General features: G+C 59.1%; 21 protein-coding genes. 6 read left to right on the forward strand and 15 right to left on the reverse strand.

All coding sequences use genetic code 11. The features are described 5' to 3' along the window. Nucleotide 1: 1 nt before the first annotated feature. Both PMI29_RS06040 and PMI29_RS06035 read right to left on the reverse strand, forming a co-directional pair. On the reverse strand, nucleotides 2-424 hold the full coding sequence (locus PMI29_RS06040; protein ID WP_008002161.1) for a PA0061/PA0062 family lipoprotein: 423 nt from the start codon (nucleotides 422-424) through the stop codon (nucleotides 2-4). Nucleotides 425-465: 41 nt separating this feature from the next. Further along, a complete protein-coding gene (locus PMI29_RS06035; RefSeq protein WP_008002163.1) occupies nucleotides 466-888 on the reverse strand; it encodes a PA0061/PA0062 family lipoprotein in 423 nt (140 codons plus the stop codon). Between the two features lie 59 nt (nucleotides 889-947). Between PMI29_RS06035 and PMI29_RS06030 the strand changes: the two genes are divergently transcribed. After that, nucleotides 948-2,045 (forward strand): aminopeptidase, encoded by a 1,098-nt coding sequence (locus PMI29_RS06030; protein ID WP_008002165.1) that lies wholly within the window; start codon nucleotides 948-950, stop codon nucleotides 2,043-2,045. Here PMI29_RS06030 and PMI29_RS06025 read toward each other — a convergent pair. The 4 genes from PMI29_RS06025 to PMI29_RS06010 all read right to left on the reverse strand — a co-directional run bounded on the left by PMI29_RS06025 (nucleotide 2,027) and on the right by PMI29_RS06010 (nucleotide 6,031). Beyond that, nucleotides 2,027-3,256: a nucleoside recognition domain-containing protein gene (locus PMI29_RS06025; protein WP_008002167.1), complete on the reverse strand. Its 1,230-nt coding sequence runs from the start codon at nucleotides 3,254-3,256 to the stop codon at nucleotides 2,027-2,029. The two genes, PMI29_RS06030 and PMI29_RS06025, sit on opposite strands and share 19 nt — an antisense overlap. A gap of 213 nt (nucleotides 3,257-3,469) precedes the next feature. Then, a complete protein-coding gene (gltP, locus tag PMI29_RS06020; protein ID WP_008002170.1) occupies nucleotides 3,470-4,801 on the reverse strand; it encodes a glutamate/aspartate:proton symporter GltP in 1,332 nt (443 codons plus the stop codon). 706 nt (nucleotides 4,802-5,507) lie between these two features. Continuing rightward, the gene (locus PMI29_RS31460) at nucleotides 5,508-5,672 is read right to left on the reverse strand and encodes a DUF1328 domain-containing protein (protein WP_008002172.1); all 165 of its coding nucleotides are present in this window, start codon (nucleotides 5,670-5,672) and stop codon (nucleotides 5,508-5,510) included. Nucleotides 5,673-5,743: 71 nt separating this feature from the next. Next, nucleotides 5,744-6,031, reverse strand: coding sequence for a hypothetical protein (locus PMI29_RS06010; RefSeq protein WP_008002174.1), 288 nt, complete (start codon nucleotides 6,029-6,031; stop codon nucleotides 5,744-5,746). Nucleotides 6,032-6,469: 438 nt separating this feature from the next. Between PMI29_RS06010 and algB the strand changes: the two genes are divergently transcribed. Beyond that, entirely contained in the window at nucleotides 6,470-7,816 is a 1,347-nt protein-coding gene (algB, locus tag PMI29_RS06005; protein WP_008002175.1) for a sigma-54-dependent response regulator transcription factor AlgB, read from the forward strand. A gap of 10 nt (nucleotides 7,817-7,826) precedes the next feature. Continuing rightward, nucleotides 7,827-9,617, forward strand: a complete 1,791-nt coding sequence (locus tag PMI29_RS06000) for a KinB sensor domain-containing domain (protein WP_008002177.1) — start codon at nucleotides 7,827-7,829, stop codon at nucleotides 9,615-9,617. A gap of 7 nt (nucleotides 9,618-9,624) precedes the next feature. Here the strand turns inward: PMI29_RS06000 and PMI29_RS05995 are convergent, their stop codons facing one another. The 7 genes from PMI29_RS05995 to PMI29_RS05965 form a co-directional block, all read right to left on the reverse strand. Beyond that, nucleotides 9,625-11,238 (reverse strand): EAL domain-containing protein, encoded by a 1,614-nt coding sequence (locus tag PMI29_RS05995; RefSeq protein ID WP_008002179.1) that lies wholly within the window; start codon nucleotides 11,236-11,238, stop codon nucleotides 9,625-9,627. 76 nt (nucleotides 11,239-11,314) lie between these two features. Then, complete coding sequence (locus tag PMI29_RS05990) at nucleotides 11,315-12,094, reverse strand: N-acetylmuramoyl-L-alanine amidase (protein WP_008002180.1); 780 nt, start codon at nucleotides 12,092-12,094, stop codon at nucleotides 11,315-11,317. Nucleotides 12,095-12,197: 103 nt separating this feature from the next. Continuing rightward, nucleotides 12,198-14,171, reverse strand: coding sequence for a GGDEF domain-containing protein (locus PMI29_RS05985; RefSeq protein ID WP_008002182.1), 1,974 nt, complete (start codon nucleotides 14,169-14,171; stop codon nucleotides 12,198-12,200). Continuing rightward, a complete protein-coding gene (locus tag PMI29_RS05980) occupies nucleotides 14,168-15,046 on the reverse strand; it encodes an endonuclease/exonuclease/phosphatase family protein (protein ID WP_008002184.1) in 879 nt (292 codons plus the stop codon). Before PMI29_RS05980 ends, PMI29_RS05985 begins: the two co-directional genes overlap by 4 nt. 14 nt (nucleotides 15,047-15,060) lie before the next feature. Next, entirely contained in the window at nucleotides 15,061-15,702 is a 642-nt protein-coding gene (locus PMI29_RS05975) for a thiol:disulfide interchange protein DsbA/DsbL (RefSeq protein WP_008002186.1), read from the reverse strand. Nucleotides 15,703-15,902: 200 nt separating this feature from the next. Next, on the reverse strand, nucleotides 15,903-16,532 hold the full coding sequence (locus PMI29_RS05970; RefSeq protein ID WP_008002188.1) for a c-type cytochrome: 630 nt from the start codon (nucleotides 16,530-16,532) through the stop codon (nucleotides 15,903-15,905). A 45-nt stretch (nucleotides 16,533-16,577) separates the two neighbouring features. After that, a complete protein-coding gene (locus PMI29_RS05965; RefSeq protein WP_008002190.1) occupies nucleotides 16,578-16,868 on the reverse strand; it encodes a c-type cytochrome in 291 nt (96 codons plus the stop codon). 191 nt (nucleotides 16,869-17,059) lie between these two features. Here PMI29_RS05965 and yihA point away from each other — a divergent pair, with 191 nt between their 5' ends. Further along, on the forward strand, nucleotides 17,060-17,704 hold the full coding sequence (gene yihA / locus PMI29_RS05960; RefSeq protein WP_008002192.1) for a ribosome biogenesis GTP-binding protein YihA/YsxC: 645 nt from the start codon (nucleotides 17,060-17,062) through the stop codon (nucleotides 17,702-17,704). Between the two features lie 347 nt (nucleotides 17,705-18,051). On the opposite strand, the gene polA is transcribed toward yihA, so the two are convergent. Then, the gene (polA, locus tag PMI29_RS05955) at nucleotides 18,052-20,856 is read right to left on the reverse strand and encodes a DNA polymerase I (protein ID WP_008002194.1); all 2,805 of its coding nucleotides are present in this window, start codon (nucleotides 20,854-20,856) and stop codon (nucleotides 18,052-18,054) included. Between the two features lie 74 nt (nucleotides 20,857-20,930). Here polA and PMI29_RS05950 point away from each other — a divergent pair, with 74 nt between their 5' ends. Further along, entirely contained in the window at nucleotides 20,931-21,218 is a 288-nt protein-coding gene (locus PMI29_RS05950) for a DUF2782 domain-containing protein (RefSeq protein WP_007989414.1), read from the forward strand. Nucleotides 21,219-21,278: 60 nt separating this feature from the next. Continuing rightward, nucleotides 21,279-22,229 carry a homoserine kinase gene (locus tag PMI29_RS05945; protein ID WP_008002196.1) on the forward strand — a complete coding sequence of 317 codons (951 nt, stop codon included), beginning with the start codon at nucleotides 21,279-21,281 and terminating at the stop codon, nucleotides 22,227-22,229. A gap of 49 nt (nucleotides 22,230-22,278) precedes the next feature. Here the strand turns inward: PMI29_RS05945 and znuA are convergent, their stop codons facing one another. Then, on the reverse strand, nucleotides 22,279-23,199 hold the full coding sequence (znuA, locus tag PMI29_RS05940) for a zinc ABC transporter substrate-binding protein ZnuA (protein WP_008002198.1): 921 nt from the start codon (nucleotides 23,197-23,199) through the stop codon (nucleotides 22,279-22,281). Between the last annotated feature and the right edge of the window lie 35 nt (nucleotides 23,200-23,234).

Genomic DNA, 23,234 nt, shown 5'->3' on the forward strand with positions numbered 1-23,234 from the left:
GTCACATCAAGCAGTAAGACTCCCGATCTTCTGCAACGATCTCCCGCTTGGCGTTGTATAGCCTGGCTTCAGGAATGAAGGCAATCGAGCGGCCTTCAAGCACATAACGTTGGCCGGCTTCGAAATGATCGAAGTTGATGGTCAAGTAACATATGCGTTCAGAAGGGCCACCCATCATGTTCAAGCCCCCGCCACCAGGTACTTCGAAGTCGAAGCGGACGATCAGTTCATGGCTACCGGGCATAACCTCAAAAAAACGCCCGTCGGCCAAGCGCTGTTTATCCAGACGCTCGGCCATCAGCAATTTATCGTTAGGGAAGGGCGTGGAAAATTCGACCCAGGCCATCTTTGGATTAGCCGCCGGCATCGGGGTCTGACAACCCGCAACAACACTGACGGCGAGTAACAGCATCAACCTGTACATGATGAATGTCCCATGGGGCTATACATTCAGCATAACGCCGATCAGGAGTGTTGACAGCCCGCTGGCGTGCCTTGGCCAACCACTTTGCGCTGTTGATCGTAGAGTTTCGCCCAAGGCCGAAAGCCGATGTTCCCCGCCTGTAGCTGATAACGCTCACCCGCGTTGAAGTCGTTGAATTTCACGTTCAATTGGCAATCGCGCCACAACGGCTCGGCGTCAGGGCCTATGTTGGTGGGCTGGACCGAGAATTGGTAACGGACAGTCAGCTCATGGCTACCGGGCTGGACCTGGAAATAGCGTTTATCGTCGGTGGCCTTGTCATCGACCTCCAGCGCTTGCAGCTTCGTATCTTCTTGCTTCGACTCCAGGTCGATCCAGGCTTGCGCAGGATCAGGGCGGGGTAGTCCGAAAAAAGCACAGCCGGCCAGCATCAACAGGCCTCCTGTCAGTATCAACATGCGCATAGCGGAGCTCCAGTCAGGCGGGATAGTCTTGTGGAAAGACTCTCCAAGGAAGAATTATTGTGATCAGGCCGCTTCCTAGCCTTGGGTTACTTGATCGCGTTTTTCGCGTTTTGTTTCCGGGCGTGTTGTTTTTATTGCTCAACGGTTGCACCAGCGCCAGCTATTACAGCCAATTGGCCAGCGGCCAACTGCAGTTGCTACGGGCAAGAGAGCCGGTTTCCAGCGTGATTGCCGACCCGGCGCGCGATCAAAAACTGCGCTCACACCTGGAGCAATCGCAAAAGGCCCGAACGTTTGCCAGCCAGCAATTGCACCTGCCGGATAACCAGAGTTACCGCCTGTACGCTGACATTGGCCGTCCATTCGTCGTCTGGAATGTCTTCGTCACGCCGGAATTTTCCCTCAAGCCCGTAAGTCACTGCTTCCCCGTCGCCGGCTGCGTGGCCTATCGCGGTTACTACAGCCAGAATGCAGCCCGCGGCGAAGCGGCATTGCAACGCTTGCAGGGTATGGACGTGTCAATTGGCGGCGTCGAGGCCTATTCGACACTCGGCTGGTTCAACGACCCGATCATCAGTTCGATGATGGGTTGGGGGGATGAGCGACTGGCCACACTGATCTTTCACGAGCTGGCCCATCAGCGTTTCTATATAAAGGACGACACGGAGTTCAACGAATCCTTTGCCACCTTCGTCGAGCAGGAAGGTACTCGCCAATGGCGCACCTACCGCCACCTGCCACCGGATAACGATGCGCAGGTGCGTCGGCGCGACCAGTTCACTGAGTTGGTGCTCAAGACCCGCACCCGGCTGGAAAAGCTCTACACCTTGTCGTTGCCAACCGAACAAATGCGCCAGCGCAAGGCTGCCGAGTTCGAGCGCTTGCGCAGCGAGTACCGGCAATTGCGCGACAGTCAGTGGGCCGCAGACAAACGCTACGACGCCTGGATCTATGCCCCCATGAACAATGCCCGGCTATTGCCGTTTGGTTTGTACGATCAATGGGTACCGGCATTTGCCGCGTTGTTCCATCAGGTGGATGGCGACTGGCTCAAGTTCTATGCTGCCGTGGAGAAGCTCGGTGCCTTGCCGACGGGCGAGCGCAAGGCAGCGTTGAAAGAGTTGGCTGGCGGGGCCGATCAACCAAAGAACCAGTAACAAACCCCGATCGCACCCAACACCCCGGCAAGCTCCGCCAACAATGCACAACCGACTGCATGTCGTGCGCGCTGGATACCCACGGCGCCGAAGTACACCGCCAGTACATAGAAGGTCGTCTCGGTACTGCCCTGGATCGTTGCCGCCACCAGCGCCGGGAAGCTGTCCACGCCCGAGGTCTTCATGGTTTCAATCAGCATCGCCCGGGCGGCGCTACCCGAGAAGGGTTTGACCATCGCCGTCGGCAGCGCATCGACGAAGCGCGTGTCCCAACCGGCCCACGCCACCAGATGACGAATCCCGTCCAGACCGAAGTCCAGCGCCCCGGATGCCCGCAGAACACCCACCGCGCAGAGCATTGCCACCAGGTAGGGCAGCAAGTTCTTGGCGACGTCGAAACCCTCTTTGGCGCCTTCGACGAAGGCCTCGTAGACCTTCACTTTGCGCAGCGCGCCGATCAGCAAAAACAGCATGATCAGGCCAAACAGCGTCAGGTTGCCGAGGATCGACGACAGGCCAGCCAGCGCGGTCGCCGAAAGAGTCGCCAGCAACGCCATGAAACCGCCGAGGGCGAGGGAGCCAGGGATGAGGTAGGCCAGCACCACGGGGTCCCAGATGCGCAGGCGCTGCATGAATGCCACTGACAGGAAGCCGACAATGGTCGAGCAACTGGTCGCCAGCAGGATCGGCAGGAACACCAGCGTCGGGTCAGGCGCGCCTTGCTGGGCGCGATACATGAAGATCGTCACCGGCAGCAGGGTCAGCGAGGAAGCGTTGAGCACCAGGAACAGTATCTGTGCGTTGCTGGCGATGGTATCGCTGGGATTGAGCTCTTGCAGCGCTTTCATGGCCTTGAGGCCGATCGGTGTGGCGGCGTTGTCCAGGCCCAGCCCATTGGCGGCGAAATTCAGGGTGATCAGGCCGATGGCCGGATGACCAGGCGGGACCTCAGGCATCAGGCGCAAAAACAGTGGCCCCAGGGCCTTGGCCAGCCATTCGACGATCCCGGCTTTCTCGGCAATGCGCAAAAAGCCCAGCCAGAGAGTGAGGGTGCCAAACAGCAGCACCATGACCTCGACCGACAACTTGGCCATGGCGAAAATGCTTTCCACCATCGCCGCGAATATCCCGGCGTTGCCGCCAATCAGCCACTGAGCCAGCGCCGAGACGGCTGCCACGATGAAGAAGCCAAGCCACAGGCCATTGAGCATCAGTCAAATCCCCCAAAAGATGCGCGAATGATAGCGGGGTGGCCAGAAACGACAAACCCCGGATTTCTCCGGGGTTTGTCTGGTGCGGCTTTCGTAGATCACTGTGGGAGCAGCCGGTCGACGCTCGATTGCTCGCGATAGCGGTGTATCAGTCGACATCAATGTCGGCTTTAGTCGGTCATCGCGAGCAAGCTCGCTCCCACAGTTTTTGTATCAGTTGCTGGAGGTTTCACCCGCCGGCAGTTTTTCCTTGCTGCGCCAGTGCGGCAGGGAGTTCCAGTAGCGCTGGCCCTTGGCGTCGTCGTACATGCCTTCCCAACGAGCGATAACCAGAACCGCCAGGGCGTTGCCGATCACATTCAGTGCGGTACGGGCCATGTCCATGACGCGGTCGACACCGGCGATGAACGCCAGGCCTTCCAGTGGAATACCGACGCTGCCGAGTGTGGCCAGCAGTACCACGAAGGACACGCCCGGTACGCCGGCGATGCCTTTGGAGGTGACCATCAGGGTCAGTACCAGCAACAGTTGTTGGCTGATCGACAGGTCGATGCCATACAGCTGGGCAATGAAGATCGCCGCGATGCTTTGGTACAGGGTCGAACCGTCGAGGTTGAACGAGTAACCGGTCGGCACCACGAAGCTGCAAATGGCTTTCGGTGCGCCGTAGGCTTCCATTTTCTCGATCACGCGTGGCAGCACGGTTTCGGAGCTGGCGGTGGAGTAGGCCAGTACCAGCTCATCCTTGAAGATGCGCATCAGCTTGATCACCGAGAACCCGAACAGGCGAGCGATCAGGCCCAGGATCACGAAAGCGAAAAAGGCGATGGCGAAGTAAACCAGGATCACCAGTTTGGCCAGCGGTATCAGCGAGGCGAAGCCGAAGTTGGCAACGGTTACCGCAATCAGTGCGAACACGCCGATCGGGGCGTAGTTCATGATCATGTGAGTGACCTTGAACATGCTTTCCGATACGCCCTGGAACATCTTCACCAGCGGTTCGCGCAGGTCCGCCTGCAGGCTCGACAAACCGAGACCGAACAATACAGAGAAGAAGATGATCGGCAGCATTTCGCCGCGAACCATGGCCGCAAAGATGTTCGACGGGATCAGGTTGAGGATGGTTTCGATGAACGCGTGTTCATGCTGAACCTCGGCCGCCGTGGCCTGGTACTTGGAAATGTCCACAGTGCCCAGGGTGCTCATGTCGATGCCGGCACCCGGATGGAACAGGTTGGCCAGCAGCAGACCGACCACGATAGCGATGGTAGTGACGATCTCGAAGTAGACGATGGTCTTGAAGCCGATGCGCCCCAGCTTCTTGGCGTCACCGACGCCTGCAATGCCGACGATCAGGGAGGAAATGACGATCGGAATCACGATCATCTTGATCAGACGGATAAAGATATCGCCTGCCGGTTGCAGGACGTTGCTGATCCACCAGGCTTTTTCGGCACTGAAATGGTTGAGCAGCGCACCGATTGCAATCCCCAATACCAGACCGATGAGGATCTGCCAGGCGAGGCTAAGCTTTGCCTTCTTCATATCTTTACCCTTACTTGTTGTTTGACTCAGGGAGATGCGCGAACTGGAACGCTTATGGCGAAAAAGTCCAGTGCATCTGCCCCCCGTATAAGGTGCCCCGGACCGCGTGTTTACGGCTCTCTGGCAGGCGAAAAAAGGCGCAACTATTCCGATGCAAGGGAGCGCCGTCTAATGCCGTAAACGCCTACCCCATGCCGAATCGGCATGAGGTTTTTTTAGTGAAACTCGCGTCCCAACCGGTTCGAATACGACATTTCGGCAGGCATAAGTGCCGTGAACCGGCCATCACAGAGCAGATTGAATGTTTTTTGAGCAGTGGCCGAGCGTTGATTTTCCAGCAAAATCCCGCCGAACGAAGCGAAAAATCGCGGCCAAAGAAAGGTGATTTTTCTCGATATACGGTCGCTGCTGAAACACCGGGAAAAGTAATTTCCGACGTAACAAGGACGAGGAAGCGATAACAGTGATGAAACCGGGACGAGCGCTCTATTTCAATGTGTTGCGTGATCAAGCCCTTCGCAAGCCCGTCGAACCATGGCGGTCCGGCGAACTTGCGCAGCAGCTTTTCCAGACCCGGCCCTTGCGCAGGTACTCCCTGTACCCGTAGGTCACTCCGCCCCTGAAACAGGCAGAACGTCCCGACCCCTTGGTCATGCGCCGGCCTTCCTCAGGTGGCGCAGCCAGTGTATTCAACAACCCTCTCATATCAGCCTCGACCGCGACGGCCAAAGAAAAAGGAGGCAACGAACATCACCAGGAACACGACGAACAGAATCTTGGCGATACCCGTGGCGGTGCCCGCGATACCACCGAAGCCTAGTACGGCGGCGATGATGGCGATGATCAGAAATGTGATTGCCCAGCTCAACATGGTGATTCTCCTTACGTTTCTGTTTAGAGGTGCTGCATTTCCCGGCGCATGGGGTGCGGCGGAAGTTTTGCCTAGAACACCCAACGCTCTTGATGACGCATCTCACCCACAGGCCCGGCCTGGTCGACATCCATCATGCGCATCGGGGTGCTATCGGCCTGACCGCTGCTGACAGCACTGAAATGGGTTTGGGCTGGATGCTGAATCGACAGACATGGCGCTTCCGGCTGCTGACACTGCTCCCAGCGCAGAAACTGCTGGCCGCCGATCAAGGTGATCAACAGCGCCAGAACAGCAAACACCCCTTGCTGGATATGCACAGGCGAGAGGTGCAGGTGGGCGGCACGTTGACGGTTCATCCTGAAGCTCCTACCGATCGGGTCGGTATTCGATAACGGGCGTTTGTTTTTGAATGCCCTGGTCAACCAGACAATTGCAGCCTGCATGCCAGCCTTGACTCGAATAAATTTTCTTTAATTTCAATATGTTATGAATATCAAAAAAATCACTTCGCACGCATCCTGCACGATGCCACGTGTGCAGTCGTGCGTATTGCACGATTCGTTTGTAGGAAGGCGTAAATTTTTTGAATTGAGAGGAAGGCGCGGATGTCAGAAATACACACAGGCTGTTGTAAGAAATCGGGCATCTATTAACAGACCCACAAAATCAGCCGGCTAACCGATACATGGGATGAAAGCTACCCTGCCATGACGGGAATGGCTCAGAATCAATCATGCAACTTGCCCGATTTTTCCAGGACCAAACCAAGATCATTCATTAAGGAGCGTAGGAAAATGGAATCAGCCACTGAGCATCAAGGCCGCATTCTGCTAGTGGATGATGAGTCCGCCATCCTGCGTACTTTCCGTTACTGCCTCGAAGACGAAGGCTACAGCGTGGCCACCGCTACCAGCGCCGCGCAGGCAGAAGCCCTGTTGCAGCGACAGGTCTTCGACCTGTGCTTCCTCGATTTGCGTCTGGGTGAAGACAACGGCCTCGATGTGCTGGCCCAGATGCGTATCCAGGCACCCTGGATGCGGGTGGTGATTGTCACCGCGCACTCAGCCGTCGACACGGCGGTGGATGCGATCCAGGCCGGTGCCGCCGACTATCTGGTCAAACCGTGCAGCCCGGATCAATTGCGGCTGGCAACCGCCAAGCAACTGGAAGTGCGGCAATTGTCGGCGCGCCTGGAAGCCCTGGAAGGTGAAGTGCGCAAGCCCATGGATGGTCTGGACTCCCACAGCCCAGCCATGAAAGTGGTACTCGAAACCGCCCGCCAGGTTGCCACGACCGATGCCAATATTCTGATTCTTGGTGAATCCGGTACCGGCAAGGGCGAACTGTCCCAAGCCATTCACGGCTGGAGCAAACGCGCGAAGAAATCCTGCGTCACGATCAACTGCCCGTCGCTGACCGCCGACCTCATGGAAAGCGAACTCTTCGGCCACAGCCGCGGCGCTTTCACCGGTGCCAGCGAAAGCACCTTGGGCCGAGTCAACCAGGCTGACGGCGGGACGCTGTTTCTCGACGAGATCGGCGACTTTCCTCTGACATTGCAGCCGAAGTTGCTGCGTTTTATTCAGGACAAGGAATATGAGCGCGTCGGTGACCCGGTGACCCGCCGCGCCGATGTGCGCATCCTTGCGGCCACCAACCGCAACCTTGAGGACATGGCCCGCGACGGTCGTTTCCGTGAAGACCTGCTCTATCGCCTGAATGTCATTACCTTGCACCTGCCGCCACTACGCGAACGCCGCGAAGATATTCTCAACCTCGCCGATCGTTTCCTGGCGCGCTTCGTCAAGGAATACGCCCGTCCCGCGCGCGCCTTCAGCGACGAGGCCCGGGAAGTGCTGCTGAGCTATCGCTGGCCCGGCAACATCCGTGAGCTGCGCAACGTGATCGAGCGGGCGAGCATCATCTGTCCGCAGGAGCTGGTCGAGATCAGTCATCTGGGCATGGCCGAAACCCCGGCCAACAATGCACCGCGCATCGGCGCGGCACTGAGCCTGGATGAGCTGGAAAAGGCCCACATCGGCGCGGTCCTTGCCACTGCCGACACGCTGGATCAAGCGGCCAAAATCCTGGGCATCGACGCCTCGACGCTGTACCGCAAACGCAAGCAGTACAACTTGTGAGCAATAACCGATGAAACTGGCGATGAAATTGCGGACCCGGCTTTTCCTGAGCATCTCCGCACTGATCACCGTCGCGTTGCTTGGGCTCTTGCTCGGGCTGGTCAGCGTGATGCAGATGGCCGGCAGCCAGGAAGTGCTCATCCGCAACAACTTCGTCACTCTGGACCTGGGGCTCAAGCTGCGTCAGACCCTGGGTGATCAACTGATCATCATGCTCAGCGAGAAACCTGACTCCGCCGCTTTCGCCGCCTCGAAGCAGCATTACTTCGAACTGCTGGAGGAAGGCATCGCCCAGGAACCGGCGGAGACCGGCAGCGAGTACGGCTTCAGAAAAGCCAAGGCCGACTACGAGCGCTTTATCCAGGCTTATGAAACGTCCCCGGCCCCGTCGAATGTGCTCAGCAGCCACGACAACCTGACGGAAAAATTCAACGCGCTACGCAATGGCCTGATCGCCGAGCACAAGCGCGCACTGGATAACATTAACGATACCGAGCGCCAGGCCCGAGAGCGGGCACTGCTGATTGCCGGGTTGCTTGGCTTGGTGGGGCTGGCGGTGCTGATCATCGGCTTCGTGACCGCGCAGGCCATCGCCCGGCGCTTCGGGGAGCCCATCGAGGCATTGGCCAAGGCGGCGGACAATATCGGCCAAGGCAATTTCGATGTCACCCTGCCGATCTCTTCGGCGGTGGAGATGAACCAACTGACCCGGCGTTTCGGGATCATGGCCCAATCGCTGCGTGAACATCAGGCCACCAACGTTGATGAACTGCTGGCCGGGCAGCAGCGTTTGCAGGCCGTACTCGACAGCATCGACGACGGACTGCTGATGATCGACCGTCAGGGCCATCTGGAACACCTTAATCCCGTGGCCCAGCGCCAATTAGGCTGGGAGTCCGATCGCCTGGGTCAAGGGTTGGGTACGGCGCTGGAGCGCCCCGAACTCGATGAGCAGCTGCATCTGGTGCTGCGCGGCGGCACGCTGGAACGGGCGCCGGAAGACCTGAGTATCGAAGTCGACGGCGAGTCGCGACTGCTGACCTTTAGCCTGACCCCGGTCAGCCATACCCAGGGCCATATTCTCGGTGCCGTGATGGTGCTGCATGACGTCACGGAACAGCGGGCCTTCGAACGGGTGCGCAGCGAATTTGTATTGCGCGCCTCCCATGAATTACGCACACCGGTCACCGGCATGCATATGGCATTCGGATTGTTCCGTGAGCGCGCACACTTTGCCCCGGATTCCCGGGAAGCCGACCTGCTCGATACCGTGAATGAAGAGATGCAGCGGCTGATGCAGTTGATCAATGACCTGCTGAATTTCTCCCGCTACCAGAACGGCTTGCAGAAACTCAGCCTGGCACCGTGTTCCATCGAGGCTTTGCTGGAACAGGCTCAGGCACGCTTTGCCACATCGGCCCAAGAGAAGGAAATCAATCTGCTGGTGGAAGTGCAGGGGCCATTACCGCGGTTGCAGGCCGACCAGCCACAACTGGACCGGGTACTCGACAACCTGCTCGACAACGCCTTGCGTCACACCGGTTCCGGCGGACGGATACGCTTGCAGGCCCGGCGCCATGGCGACCGGGTCATTATCAGTGTCGAGGACAATGGCGAAGGCATTGCCTACGGTCAGCAGGGGCGGATCTTCGAGCCGTTCGTGCAGGTTGGACGCAAGAAGGGCGGGGCCGGACTCGGCCTGGCACTGTGCAAGGAAATCGTGCAATTGCATGGCGGGCGGATGGGCGTCTATTCACGGCCGGGGCAGGGTACTCAGTTCTACATGGCGCTGACCGTTTAGGTCACCGTCACGCTTCGTCATCCAGGCGCCGGCCGGCCAGACGCCGCCCCCGGGTAATCAGTTCAATGAACTGCACTGCGCTCAGCGCGCGGGCGAACAGCCAGCCCTGGCCGAACTTCACGCCTTCACTGCTCAGGAACTCCGCCTGGGCCTCATGTTCAATGCCTTCGGCAATCACCTTCAGGTGCAGCGACTGGGCCATGTGAATGATGTGCGGGGCCACACCGCTGCTGGCGGCGTCATGACCCAACGCATCAATGAACGCCTTGTCGATTTTCAGGCAATCCACCGGCAGGGTTTGCAAATAAGCGAGACTGCAATAGCCGGTACCAAAGTCGTCGATCAACACCTGGTGCCCGACATCCCTCAACGATTGCAGGTTTTCCCGGGCCACCACCACATCGACCAGTCCACGCTCGGTGACCTCAAAGGCAATTTGCCGCGCAGCGACGCGGTGCAGGGTCAGCAACCGCGCCATCACCTGGCCGATCCGCGGAACCATCACGTCACACGCCGCGAGATTGACCGAGATGTACAGTTGCGGATTGGCACGCAGCAACTGTCCGAGCTGCTCGAGCAGGCGTTGCAGGACGAAGTCCGTCATCTGGCGAATTTGCCCGGTGTTCTCCGCCATCGGAATGAACAGGTCGGGACTGGTCAGGGTGCCGTCCGGCCTGCGCCAGCGCAGCAGCGCTTCAGCCCCGACACAGTTGCGGCTATCGAGGTCGAAGATCGGTTGATACAGCACCTGCAACTCGCCACGGCGAATCGCGCCGGCCAGTTCGGCGTCCAGCGACTGCCGCTGGCGTACCAGCAGAAACACCAGGAACCCAACGCACGTGCCCAGCGCGATGCTGGCTGGCAGCAACCACCACCAGACTGTCGGGATATGCATGCCGCTGCGCGGGCTGATCAACACCAATTGATACTCCGGGTTGTCGGTGGGCATGCGGTAAATCAGGCGTGTCTGGGTGATTTGTAGCGCATCGCGGTTTTTCGGTGGCCAGACCTTGGCCGGCGGCCAAACCTGAGTAACACCCAGCACCGGAATCGCGCGCGTGCCATGGTCCAGGACTACCAGCAGGCTGCTGCCCGGCGACAGGTCGACCATATCGGTCAAATGCCCGCGAGAGGTCGCGACCCGGAAATTCCCGCGCCCGAGCATCAGCGCGGCGCGGTTTTCATCGGGTTCGGTGGTGGTGTTGAGCCAATAGCTGTACGTCGGGCCTTTGATGTCTGGTGACCGACTCAGCGACAGCCCTTCCTGACGAGGGCGATTGGAGCAGATTCGCGAGGAGTCCATGTAGGCGGCTTCGTAGACGAAGCGATAATTGAACGAAACCTGTTGCAAGGTTGCGATCATTTCAGCATCGCAACCGCGCAACGGTTGCGCTTCAAGATCGTCAAGGCTTTCACGCAGTTGCCCGAAGAGCTGTTCCAGGCGGGCGAGAAAGCGTTCACCCTGAGCATTCATTTCTTCGCTTTCGTTTTGCTCGACCTGGTGTATGGCGACGAACAGGCTGCCGGCCATCAATAACGTTGCGCTCAGGGCAGTAGACATCAGCCCCAGGAACCAGGGGCGATGGAACCAACTACGGAAGGTCTCTCGAGCAGCAGTCATTGTGGAATATCCGAAGGATTACCAATGAGTTATAGCTGCTGATTGGGAAAACGCCCGGACCGTCGGGCGGGCGTCATTATTTTGTCTGATTCAACACCAAAAGAATTGCTGCAGTTTGCGCATCCGGAGTGCCATCGAAGCGCGCCGGGCGAAAATGCATCTGGAATGCCGCTATCACATGTCGTGTCGCGACATCGAGCTCGCCGGTTTGTGGCGAGGCATAACCCAGGTGAGCCAATTGCGCCTGAAACCAGCTGATGCTCGGCAACTGTTCGGCGAACTGCATTTGCTGGCGCGCCACCGACTGTTCGTTCGGCCAAATGCCCAAGCCTTCGGCGGCCAGACGCTTCCAGGGGAACAGCGGCCCCGGGTCCAGCTTGCGAAACGGTGCAATATCGCTATGGCCAACGATGTCGCGCGGCCTTATGCCATGACGCTTGCTGATGTCCTTGAGCAACACGATCAACGACTGGACCTGATCCTCGGTGTAGGGATACCACACGCGTCCAGTCGGGGTGTCCTTGAACCCTGGATTGACGATTTCGATACCGATGGAACTGGAATTCAGCCAGGTCCGGCCATTCCACTCGCTCTCCCCGGCGTGCCAGGCCCGCACATTTTCATCCATCAGCTTATAGATGGTGGCGCCCTTGTCGTCGCCGATCAGGTAATGGCTGCTGACTTCACCGTGGGTCAGCAATTGCAACGAACGCTCCAGCGAGGCATTGGTGTAATGCACCACCACAAATTGCACGCGGCTATCGTAATTGGCCGATGGGTGGCTGGTGTCATAACGGGGACCGCTGGTACAGCCGGCCAGCAGAATCAGTGACACGATCAGAGCAAAATATTTCATGGCGAAAGGCAGTACACACAAGACAATAATGCAACAGTGTAACGTAATGCCTTGCGGACTGACGGCAATCGCATCGAATTAAACAAATTGGAACAAATGATACTCAGCCCGGTTCCACCCGGTTGCGGCCTGCATTTTTTGCGCGATACAGTGCCTGATCGGCTCTTTTAAGCGCTTGATCGCCATGCTCACCCGGCCTGAACGCCGTCATTCCGATAGACACGGTGATGGTCACCGGCTCTCCCTTGAAGTGGAACGGACAGGCCTCAATGGAGGCACGCAAGCTTTCCAGCAACTTCAGTCCCGCCGCCGGCACCGTGGCTGGCATCAACAGTACAAACTCTTCGCCGCCAAACCGGGCAATGAAATCCGTCCCGCGCAGACGCTTGCGCAACACACTGGCGATGATTTTCAACACTTTGTCACCGGCCAGGTGCCCGTAGTTATCGTTGATGCGCTTGAAATGATCGAGGTCGAGCATGGCCAGCAGCAGCGTGTTGCCATGTTGCTGCCATTGTTTGACTTCATGATCAAGGCGCTCGCTCCAGGCCGCGCGGTTGGGCAGCCCGGTCAACGGGTCGACCAATGCCTTCTGACGTTGCTCTTCAAGGTGCTCGCGGTAACCCTGGGCCTCCTGCTCCATATGGGCGACCCGCTCGGCCAGGCTGTGCAGGCGCGCAGCGACCTCTTGCTCGCGCTCATCGCGCTGTTTCTGGTGCTGGTCCATGGTACCCAGCAAGCCTTCGAGATGGTTTTCCAGAACGTGCTTGAGATCTTCCAGGTCCGCGGCTTCCTGCATGCTGCTTTGCAAGCCATCGACCTGTTCGCGGATCTGCGTATCCATCTGCCGCGCGGCCGACCGATTGTCGGCGTGTCCTGCGGTGGCGGCCTGCAAGTTGCTCTGGAACGATTCGAGGCGCTCGTTCAGTCGTTGCAGATAGGCTTCGAACTCATGCTGGCCGCTGTCGGTAATGGCCAGCATCAACGTGGCGAAATCGTCGAGGATCGGTAGCAATTCGTACCAGTTCAGACCGTTTTTCAGACGATCGCGCATGGATTCGGCTTGCGGGCGATGACGCTCGGGCAATGTCAGGTCGTCGAGCAGCCCCAGCAGCGTGTCTTCGATGTGACTGGCCACCGAGCTGTAGGAGGGCTCGGGGGAGTCCGGGAGTGCGTAGAGAATATCGTGTTCGGGCGCATGATCGACGACGGCCACGCCCTCGGCCGCAATATCCGCCAAGGGCAGGCTATCCGGCGATGTTTGCGCGGTCAGCTCGTCAGGGTTCACTTCCGGCTCGGGGACAGTCGCGATGGTTTTCGAAACGGATTGTTCGACCGATTCGATTTCGGCGCCGGGTTGCACTTCTGAAATGCTGGCGGGCTGAGGCTCCTCGACCGCCGATGCAAAGGTCACGATTACCGGAGCAGACTCAGTCACGAGGGGTTCGGATGGCGAAGGTTCTGCTTCAACGCGCTCGGCAGCAGGCGGGGCCACCGCTTCGGCAGACGACGAGGCGCAGGCCTGGGCAGGCGATGTGGCCATTTCCTCCGCTTCACGACCGCCGAACAACCGCTGCAGCAAGCCCGGCCGTCCGTGCTCCGTCGGGGTCTCCAGCTGGTTCAAGGCCTTGCCTTGCAAGCCACTCAGCTCGCTGAGCAACAACGGTATCTCACGTGCCTGACTGACCCGCGCATCCAGTTGCCTGGCGAAAGTCTTGAGTGGCCGGCTCACATCCCGTGGCAGCGGCAATGTTTGCAACTGAGTGACCAGCGCAGTCAGGGCGGCACTGGTCTGGTTGATCCGGGTTTCCCGACGCTGCTCGGAGTCGAGCACGGCTTTTTCCAGGCGTGGAATCAGGGCGGCCAGGCCGGCGTCCATGTCATCGGTGCGCACGACCTCACGCATTTCCTTCATGCATTGGTCAACGGAGCGGTCAGTCCCTTCCGCCGCCAGGGTACTGCGCACCAGCCCACGGCGCAGCAAGTCGAGCCGCGCGTCCCAGCGACGTTCGAGCTTTTCCTGTTGTTCGATGCTTTTGAGGTATTTCTCTTTCCAGCGCTGTGCTTCGTCGCTCATTCATGGGATCCGCGAAGGGCAGGACTCAACGCGGGCAATGCATCGGCCGTGAGCGAACCCGGCAGACGAATTTCTACCGCGACCGGCAGGTGATCGGAAATGGGCTGTGCCAACACCTCGACCTTTTCCAGGGTCAGGCTCGGGCTCAGCAGGATATGGTCCAGGCAGCGCTGTGGGCGCCAGCTGGGAAACGTCGCCTCCATTTGCGGCGCAAGCAGACCGAGATCGCGCAACGCGGAGTTTTGCAGAAGGTCACTGGCATGGGTGTTCATGTCGCCCATCAGTACCTGGTGTTTGTAATCACCAATCAACTCGCGGATGTAGGCCAGTTGCAGGCTGCGCGCCCGGGCGCCCAATGCCAGGTGCATCATGACCACTACCAGCGCTTCCGGGCCTTCGCCGAACCTTACCAGAATGGCTCCGCGACCCTTTGGCCCCGGCAACGGATGATCTTCAATGGCCCACGGGCGCAATCGGCTGAGCACGCCATTGCTGTGCTGGGCCAGGCGACCGAGATTGCGATTGAGTTGTTGATACCAGTAGGGAAAGGCGCCGAGCTGGGCCAGGTGTTCGACCTGATTGACGTAGCCTGATCGCAGGCTGCCGCCATCGGCTTCCTGCAAGGCGACCAGATCGAAGTCGCCTAGCAGATTGCCGATTTTCTGCAGATTATCGGCTCGCCCGGTGTGCGGTAACAGATGTTGCCAGCCTCGGGTCAGGTAATGCCGATAACGCTCGGTACTGATGCCGACCTGGATATTGAAACTGAGCAAGCGCAGACGACTGTCTGCGGGCAGGCCCGTGGACTCCAGATGATGCTCGTTGACCCGCGGATCATGCAGGCCAACGATGCGTTCAGTACCCCATCGGCGCATGGCAGTGACTGCCCTTAGTTGGCGGCAGCCTTGTTAGCCGCTCGCTCTTTGTCGATCAGTTTGTCGGCCAGTTGCAGGGCCTGTTCGGCACCGCCGGCGGAGCCCACGTCAAAGCGGTACTTGCCGTTGACGATCATGGTTGGAACGCCGGAGATTTCGTACTTCTTCGCCAGCTCTTTAGCCTTATTGATCTGGCCCTTGATGGCGAACGAATCGAAGGTGGCCAGGAACTTGTCCTTGTCCACGCCTTGGGTAGCGAGGAAGTCAGCCATGTCATCCTTGTCGGTCAGTTTCTTGTGTTCTTTCTGAATCGCGTTGAATACCGCGGCGTGAACGTTGTGCTCGACACCCATGGCTTCAAGGGTCAGGAACATCTGACCGTGAGCATCCCACGCGCCACCGAACATGGCCGGGATGCGCACGAAGTTCACGTCCGTAGGCAGCTTCTCGACCCACGGATTGATCACCGGCTCGAAGGCGTAGCAATGCGGGCAGCCGTACCAGAACAGCTCTACCACTTCGATCTTGCCTGGCACGGCGACCGGAACCGGATTGCTCAGTTCGACATAAGGTGCGGCGGGGGCTTCAGCGGCCTGGGCAGTCATGCCGAACAGGCTGGCAGCGGCAAAAACGGCGCTGATGATCAGATTACGCATGCTTTACTCCTGGACAAATTTTATCGCCTCGCGCGACTTGTTTTCAGACAGATCCTGGCGGGCTTGAGTTCTGTAGTGTAACGGCAGCGGCCACAAAAAAGGGCGGCCAAAGCCACCCTTTTTATACTCGTTGCAACGGATTAATCGAGCGTTAACATTGCAGGCGATAAGCACCCCGTCCAACGCCCGAACCGCCGGCCTTAGTGCAGGCCTTGAATGTAGCTGGAGACCGCGGCGATGTCTTCGTCACTCAGCCGCTTGGCGATGGTCTGCATGGTTTTGGCATCGCCATCGTTGGTGCGACCACCGTCTTCCTTGCGGAAATCGGTCAGTTGCTTGGCGACGTATTGAGCGTGCTGGCCACCCAGGTGCGGGAAGCCGGCAGCCGCGTTACCTGCGCCATTTGGCGAGTGGCAGCCGGTGCAGGCTGGCAGGCCCTTGGCCATGTCACCGCCACGGAACAAATTCTCGCCGCGCTTGACCAGCTTCTCGTCGGCGGCCCCGACGCTGCCTTTCTGGCTGGCGAAGTAGGCGGCGATGTCCGCCAGATCCTGATCGCTCAGGTTGGTCAGCAGGCCAGTCATTTCCAGTACGGTGCGCTTGCCCGACTTGATGTCGAGCAATTGCTTGGTCAGGTAGCGTTCACCCTGACCCGCCAGTTTCGGAAAATTTGGCGCCATGCTGTTGCCATCCGGACCGTGGCAGGCGCCACATACGGCGGCTTTTGCCTGGCCAGCTGCTTTGTCACCAGGTTTTACTGCCTCACCTGCAGCATGGGCCATGCCGGAGATGCCCACGGTCAACAGCAGACTCACGATCAATTTCTTCATCAGCTAATCCAACTACGGCTAAGGGTTAAGAGTTATGGACCGGGCTTACTCGCTCATCCAAAGGATGATGGCTTGGTAATCCTCGGCACTGCAGTCCATGCACAAACCACGCGGCGGCATCGCCTTGAAACCCTGGGTCACGTGTTGCACCAGCGTCTCCATACCTTTCGCCAACCTCGGCGTCCAAGCTTCCTGATCGCCTTTTTTCGGCGCCATGGGGAGTTGGCCGGAATGACAGGCACCACAAACACGGTTGTACACAGCTTCCGGATCCTGTGTAGCCTGAGCGCTGTAAAGCGGCATCAAGACACCGGCAGCTAGCAGCCATTTCGTCATAAAACGACCTTTTCAGGGTTGAGAGCGAGCTGCGTTCTAGTGCGCAATCAAGGTCTGTCGCTCTCGTGAACTTCATCCTACGCTGGGACAAAGCGCACACAAAATCTGCGGCATTATATACTGGCGTCACTGAAACGGAAGCGACACTGCTTGCCGCGCCCATTCCTGGCGCCGCCCACATCGGAAATCCCATGCAACTCAAGAATCCCATCCTCGGTCTGTGCCAACAGTCCACCTTCATGCTCAGCGCCGCCAAAGTCGACCAATGTCCGGATGACGAGGGCTTCGAAGTCGCCTTCGCCGGGCGTTCCAACGCCGGCAAGTCGAGTGCCTTGAACACCCTGACTCATGCCAGCCTGGCGCGCACCTCGAAAACCCCGGGGCGCACACAGCTGTTGAACTTCTTCAAGCTAGACGATGAACGCCGTCTGGTCGACCTGCCGGGCTACGGTTATGCAAAAGTACCGATCCCGCTCAAGCAACACTGGCAGCGTCACCTGGAGGCTTATCTGGGTGGGCGCGAGAGTTTGAAAGGTCTGATCCTGATGATGGACATCCGCCATCCGATGACCGATTTCGACCTGCTGATGCTCGACTGGGCCGTGGCTGCCGGCATGCCGATGCACATTCTGCTGACCAAAGCGGACAAGCTGACCTATGGCGCGGCCAAGAACACGCTGCTCAAGGTTCAGGCGGAAATCCGCAAGGGCTGGGGCGATCTCGTGACAATTCAGCTGTTCTCGGCCCCAAAACGTATGGGCCTGGAAGATGCCTACACAGTGCTGGCAGGCTGGATGGAGCTGGCGGACAAGGGTGCCGAGGTAGAAGCCCAGTAAGCCACGAAAACTGTCTGGGACGTCCCCCAGGCAGTTTTCTGCGGGCAAAAAAAACCCCGGACTTCTATGGGGAGGAGGAAGTTCCGGGGTTCAAGCTCTAGACCGCTAGGGCGGGGTCCAGATATCTGCCAACACTTAACACAACATAGGAGCATCGAAGGGCTTCACCAGCCATTCAGTAACTCTGAGTGGTGGTTCGCAAGATTAGTTCAGATTTTTTTCAAATGGCTTTGGAATAACTCTGATAATTTTCCGGACCAAGCGATTTGCGCCCTTCTGCCGCGGCACTATGCCGCAGCAGAACACGACATTTTTCTGTAGGAGCGAGCTTGCTCCTACAGGAAGGCTCAGTGAGCCTCATCCCAGTTATTTCCAACACCCACTTCGACCAGCAACGGCACATCCAGTTTCGCAGCTTCGCTCATGTGCACGCGAATTTCATCGCGAACCTGGTCGACCAGATCTTCTCGCACCTCAAGCACCAGTTCATCGTGCACCTGCAAGATGACTTTGGCGTCGAGGCCAGACGCGGTCAGCCAGTTATCCACCGCGACCATGGCTTTCTTGATGATGTCCGCAGCGGTGCCTTGCATCGGGGCGTTGATCGCCGTGCGTTCGGCGGCGGCACGTTCTTGCGGCTTGTTGGAATTGATGTCCGGCAGGTACAGGCGACGGCCGAAGAACGTCTCGACATAACCTTGCTCGGCGGCCTGGGCGCGCGTGCGGTCCATGTACTGGCGAACGCCGGGGTATCGGGCGAAGTAGGTATCGATGTAGGCCTTGGCAGTCTTGGTGTCGACGCCGATGTCCTTGCCGAGCTTCTGCGCACCCATGCCATAGATCAGGCCGAAGTTGATCGCCTTGGCGCTACGGCGCTGGTCGGAGCTCACGTCGGCCAGTTCGACCTTGAACACTTCGGCGGCGGTCGCGGTGTGGACGTCCAGATTGTGGCGGAAGGCGTTCATCAGCCCTTCATCCCGGGACAGATGCGCCATGATCCGTAACTCGATCTGCGAGTAGTCCGCCGCCAGCAGCTTGTAACCAGTCGGGGCCACGAAGGCCTGGCGGATGCGACGCCCTTCGGCGGTGCGCACCGGAATGTTCTGCAGGTTCGGATCGCTGGAGGACAGCCGCCCGGTGGACGCTACCGCCTGGTGATACGAGGTATGGATCCGCCCGGTACGCGGGTTGATCTGCTCCGGCAGACGGTCGGTATAAGTGCTTTTCAGCTTGCTCATGGAACGGTATTCCATGAGCACTTTCGGCAACCGATAGTCGTCTTCAGCCAGTTTGGCCAGCACTTCTTCGGCGGTGGATGGCTGGCCCTTGGCGGTTTTCTTCAATACCGGCAGGCCGAGCTTCTCGTAAAGGATCACGCCAAGTTGCTTGGGCGAGCCGAGGTTGAATTCCTCGCCGGCAATCTCGAAGGCCTCACGCTCCAGCGCCACCATCTTGTCGCCCAGTTCGATGCTTTGCACGCCCAGCAAGGCGGCGTCGACGAATGCGCCTTGGCGCTCGATACGCGCCAGCACCGGCACCAACGGAATTTCAATGTCAGTCAGTACGCTGGCCAGGCTCGGAATGGCCGAGAGCTTTTCGAACAGGGTCTGGTGCAGACGCAAGGTGATATCCGCATCTTCGGCGGCGTAAGGCCCGGCCTGCTCCAGGGCGATCTGATCGAACGTCAGCTGTTTCACGCCTTTGCCGGCGATGTCCTGGAAGCTCACCGTGGTGTGGTCCAGATACTTCTGCGCGAGGCTGTCCATGTCATGGCGCGTGGCCGTGGAATTGAGCACGTAGGACTCAAGCATGGTGTCGAAAGCGATGCCGCGCACGGTGATGCCGTTGTCCTGATCACCGCCGATGGCGCAGTTGGCCAGGATGTTCATGTCGAACTTGGCGTGCTGGCCGACCTTGAGCTTGTTCGGGTCTTCGAGAATCGGCTTGAGTGCGCGCAGGACCGTGTCACGATCCAGCTGCTGCGGCACGCCGATGTAGGAATGGGTCAACGGGATGTAGGCCGCTTCGTTAGCCTGAACCGCGAACGACAGGCCCACCAGTTGTGCCTGCTGCGCGTCGATGCCGGTGGTTTCGGTGTCGAAGGCAAACAGCTTGGCGTTGTTCAGTTTTTCCAGCCAGACATTGAACCGCGCCTGATCGAGGATGGTTTCATAGGCGGCTTCAGCAGCGGCGGCCGGTGCTTCGGCCTCTGATTCGCTGAACAGATCGGCGGCCGGCGCAGGCTCGGCGGCAGCGCTCAGCTCCAGGCGTTTGGCGTCGCGATCAAGGTCGTTCAGCCAACTCTTGAACTCCAGCAGGCTGTACAACTCGTAGAGTTTCGCCTGATCTTCCTCGCCCATTTGCAAGTCGTCGAGGCCAATATCCAGCGGCACGTCAACCTTGATGGTCGCCAGTTGATACGAAAGGAAGGCCATTTCCTTGTGCTCTTCGAGCTTGGCCGGCAAGGTCTTGGCGCCGCGAATCGGCAGGGTCGGCACGATGTCGAGCTTTGCATAGAGCTCGGTCAGGCCGCCGTTCACACCGACCAGCAGGCCTGAAGCCGTCTTCGGGCCGATACCCGGAACGCCCGGAATGTTGTCGGAAGAATCGCCCATGAGCGCCAGATAATCGATGATCTGCTCGGGAGCGACGCCGAATTTCTCCTTCACGCCCTCCACGTCCATGCTGCTACCGGTCATGGTGTTGACCAAGGTAATGTGCCCGTCGACCAGTTGCGCCATGTCCTTGTCACCGGTGGAGATGATCACCGGACGGTCCGCCGCCGCGCTGCTGCGGGCCAGGGTGCCGATCACGTCATCGGCCTCGACACCTTCGACGCACAGCAACGGGAAGCCCAGGGCGATCACGCTCTGGTGCAGCGGCTCGATCTGCACGCGCATGTCGTCAGGCATGCTCGGACGGTTGGCCTTGTATTCGGCGTACATGTCATCGCGAAAAGTCCCACCCTTGGCGTCGAACACCACGGCGAACGGACTGTCCGGATACTGCTTGCGCAGGCTCTTGAGCATGTTCAACACGCCCTTGACCGCGCCGGTCGGCAGGCCTTTGGATGTGGTCAGCGGTGGCAGCGCGTGAAAGGCGCGGTACAAGTAAGAAGAACCGTCCACCAGGACGAGGGGGGCTTGGCTCATGAGCAGGATCAACCTTTTCGGCGGGTCCGGCGCTAGAATAGCGGGACCGTTGACGACAAAGGGACAAGGTTATCATGCGCACACCAAATCGCCTGTTGCTGGCTGGCTTGTTTGCAATCGCCCCATTGGCCGTCATGGCGGCCGACGATGCGCCGACACCGGAGCCAGATGTCACGATCCGCACGGAAGGGGACAAGCTCATCCAGGAATACCGCCAAAACGGCTTTCTGTATGCGATCAAAGTCACGCCCAAAGGCGGCAAGCCGTACTTCCTGGTACGCGCCGACGGATCAGAAGGTAACTTCATCCGCTCTGATTACCCGGATATGCTGATTCCGGCGTGGGAAATTTTTAAGTGGTAAGTCGTCCTTAACTTTAATCGGCGCTGGCTCAACAGCAGCGCCCGTACTGGCAGTTTAAACATGTCTGTGTTCACCCCCCTGGCTCGGCCCGAGCTGGAAGCTTTTCTCGCCCCTTATGGCCTCGGCCGCCTGCTTGATTTCCAGGGGATTGCCGCCGGTAGCGAAAACACCAATTTCTTTATCAGCCTGGAGCAGGGCGAATTTGTCCTGACCCTGGTCGAGCGCGGTCCGGTTCAGGAAATGCCGTTCTTCATCGAGTTGCTCGACGTGCTGCACGGCGCCGACCTGCCGGTGCCTTACGCCCTGCGCACCACCGACGGCGTGGCCTTGCGCGAACTGGCGGGCAAACCTGCGTTGCTGCAACCGCGCCTGGCCGGCAAGCACATCAAGCAAGCCAACGCGCAACATTGCGCGCAGGTCGGTGAGTTGCTCGGCCATCTGCACCTGGCGACCCAGGCCAACATGATCAAGCGCAAAACCGATCGCGGTCTGGACTGGATGCTGGAAGAGGGTACGCAGTTTTTGTCGCACCTCGGTGCCGAGCAGAAAGACCTGTTGCAGCGGGCACTGGAAGAAATCACCCGACAGAAAGAAAAAATCCTGGCACTGCCGCGGGCGAACATTCACGCCGACCTGTTCCGCGACAACGCGATGTTCGAAGGCACGCACCTGACCGGGCTGATCGATTTCTACAACGCCTGCTCCGGGCCGATGCTCTACGACGTGGCGATTGCCTTGAACGACTGGTGCTCGGACGACGATGGCGTGATCGATGGACCGCGAGCGCGGGCCTTGTTGGGTGCTTACGCGGCCTTGCGACCGTTCACCGCTGCCGAAGCCGAGTTGTGGCCGACCATGCTGCGGGTGGCTTGCGTACGGTTCTGGTTGTCACGCTTGATCGCGGCGCAGGCGTTCGCCGGGCAGGATGTGCTAATTCACGATCCGATGGAGTTCCAGTTGCGCCTGGCGCAGCGGCAGACGGTCAATACGCCGTTGCCTTTCGCCCTTTAAAGGCTTTGACCTGTGGGAGCGAGCTTGCTCCCACAGGGTTTGGTGTCGGTTACAACGACTCCAGGCACCCCGCCAGATCATTCCCCAATTTCTCCAGCACCTGCTCATAGCCCTGTGCTGTCGCCGGCGTGTACCCGCCCAGCGCATCCAGTTCAGCCAGCTTCACCGGCAAACCCGCCACCAGGGTTTCCGCCAGGCGCGGACGCAACGGAGGTTCGCTAAACACGCAGGTCTTGCCGACTTCCTGCAAACGCGCGCGCATCGCCGCAACATGCTGGGCACCGGGCTGCACTTCGGCCGCGACGCTGAACACACCCACGTGCTTGAGGCCGTAGGCATCTTCGAAGTAGTCGAAAGCTTCGTGGAACACGAAGTAGGGTTTGCCCTGAACATCGGCCAGGCGTTTCTTCAAGCGCGCATCCAACGCATCGAGGCGTTCGTCGAAGGCTTTCAGATTGCTTTGATAGCGCGCAGCATTGTCAGGATCGGCGGCACTCAGGTCAGCGGCCATTTTCGTGGCGATGACCCGGGCGTTAACCGGCGACAACCACAGGTGCGCATCCAGGCTGCCAGGACGGTGATCGTGGTCATGTTCGTCGGCTTCTTCGGCGTGGGAGTGGCTATCTTCGGCAAAGCGGCGCAGTTTCATACCTGGCAAGTCCTGCACGGCGACGCTGGGAAGCGTACGACCATTGAGCACGCGTGGCAGAAAACCTTCCATGTCCGGGCCGATCCAGTACAGCAGGTCCACCGATTGCACCTTGCGTACGTCGGAAGGGCGCAACGCATAGTTATGCGGCGAGGCACCCGGTGGCAGTAAAACTTCAGGAATCGCCACACCGTCCTGCACCGCTGCGGCGATCAACTGCAGAGGCTTGATGCTTGTAAGGACCTTGACCTCGGCCTGCGCCGAACCGATCAGCAGAAAACTTGCGATAAATGCGACAAAGATAGAAAAAAGTCGGGACACGATGACCACTCGAAGAGGCGAGAACGGGTAACATA

The organism is Pseudomonas sp. GM49 (genome assembly GCF_000282355.1).
In the GTDB taxonomy this organism is placed as follows: Bacteria; Pseudomonadota; Gammaproteobacteria; order Pseudomonadales; family Pseudomonadaceae; genus Aquipseudomonas.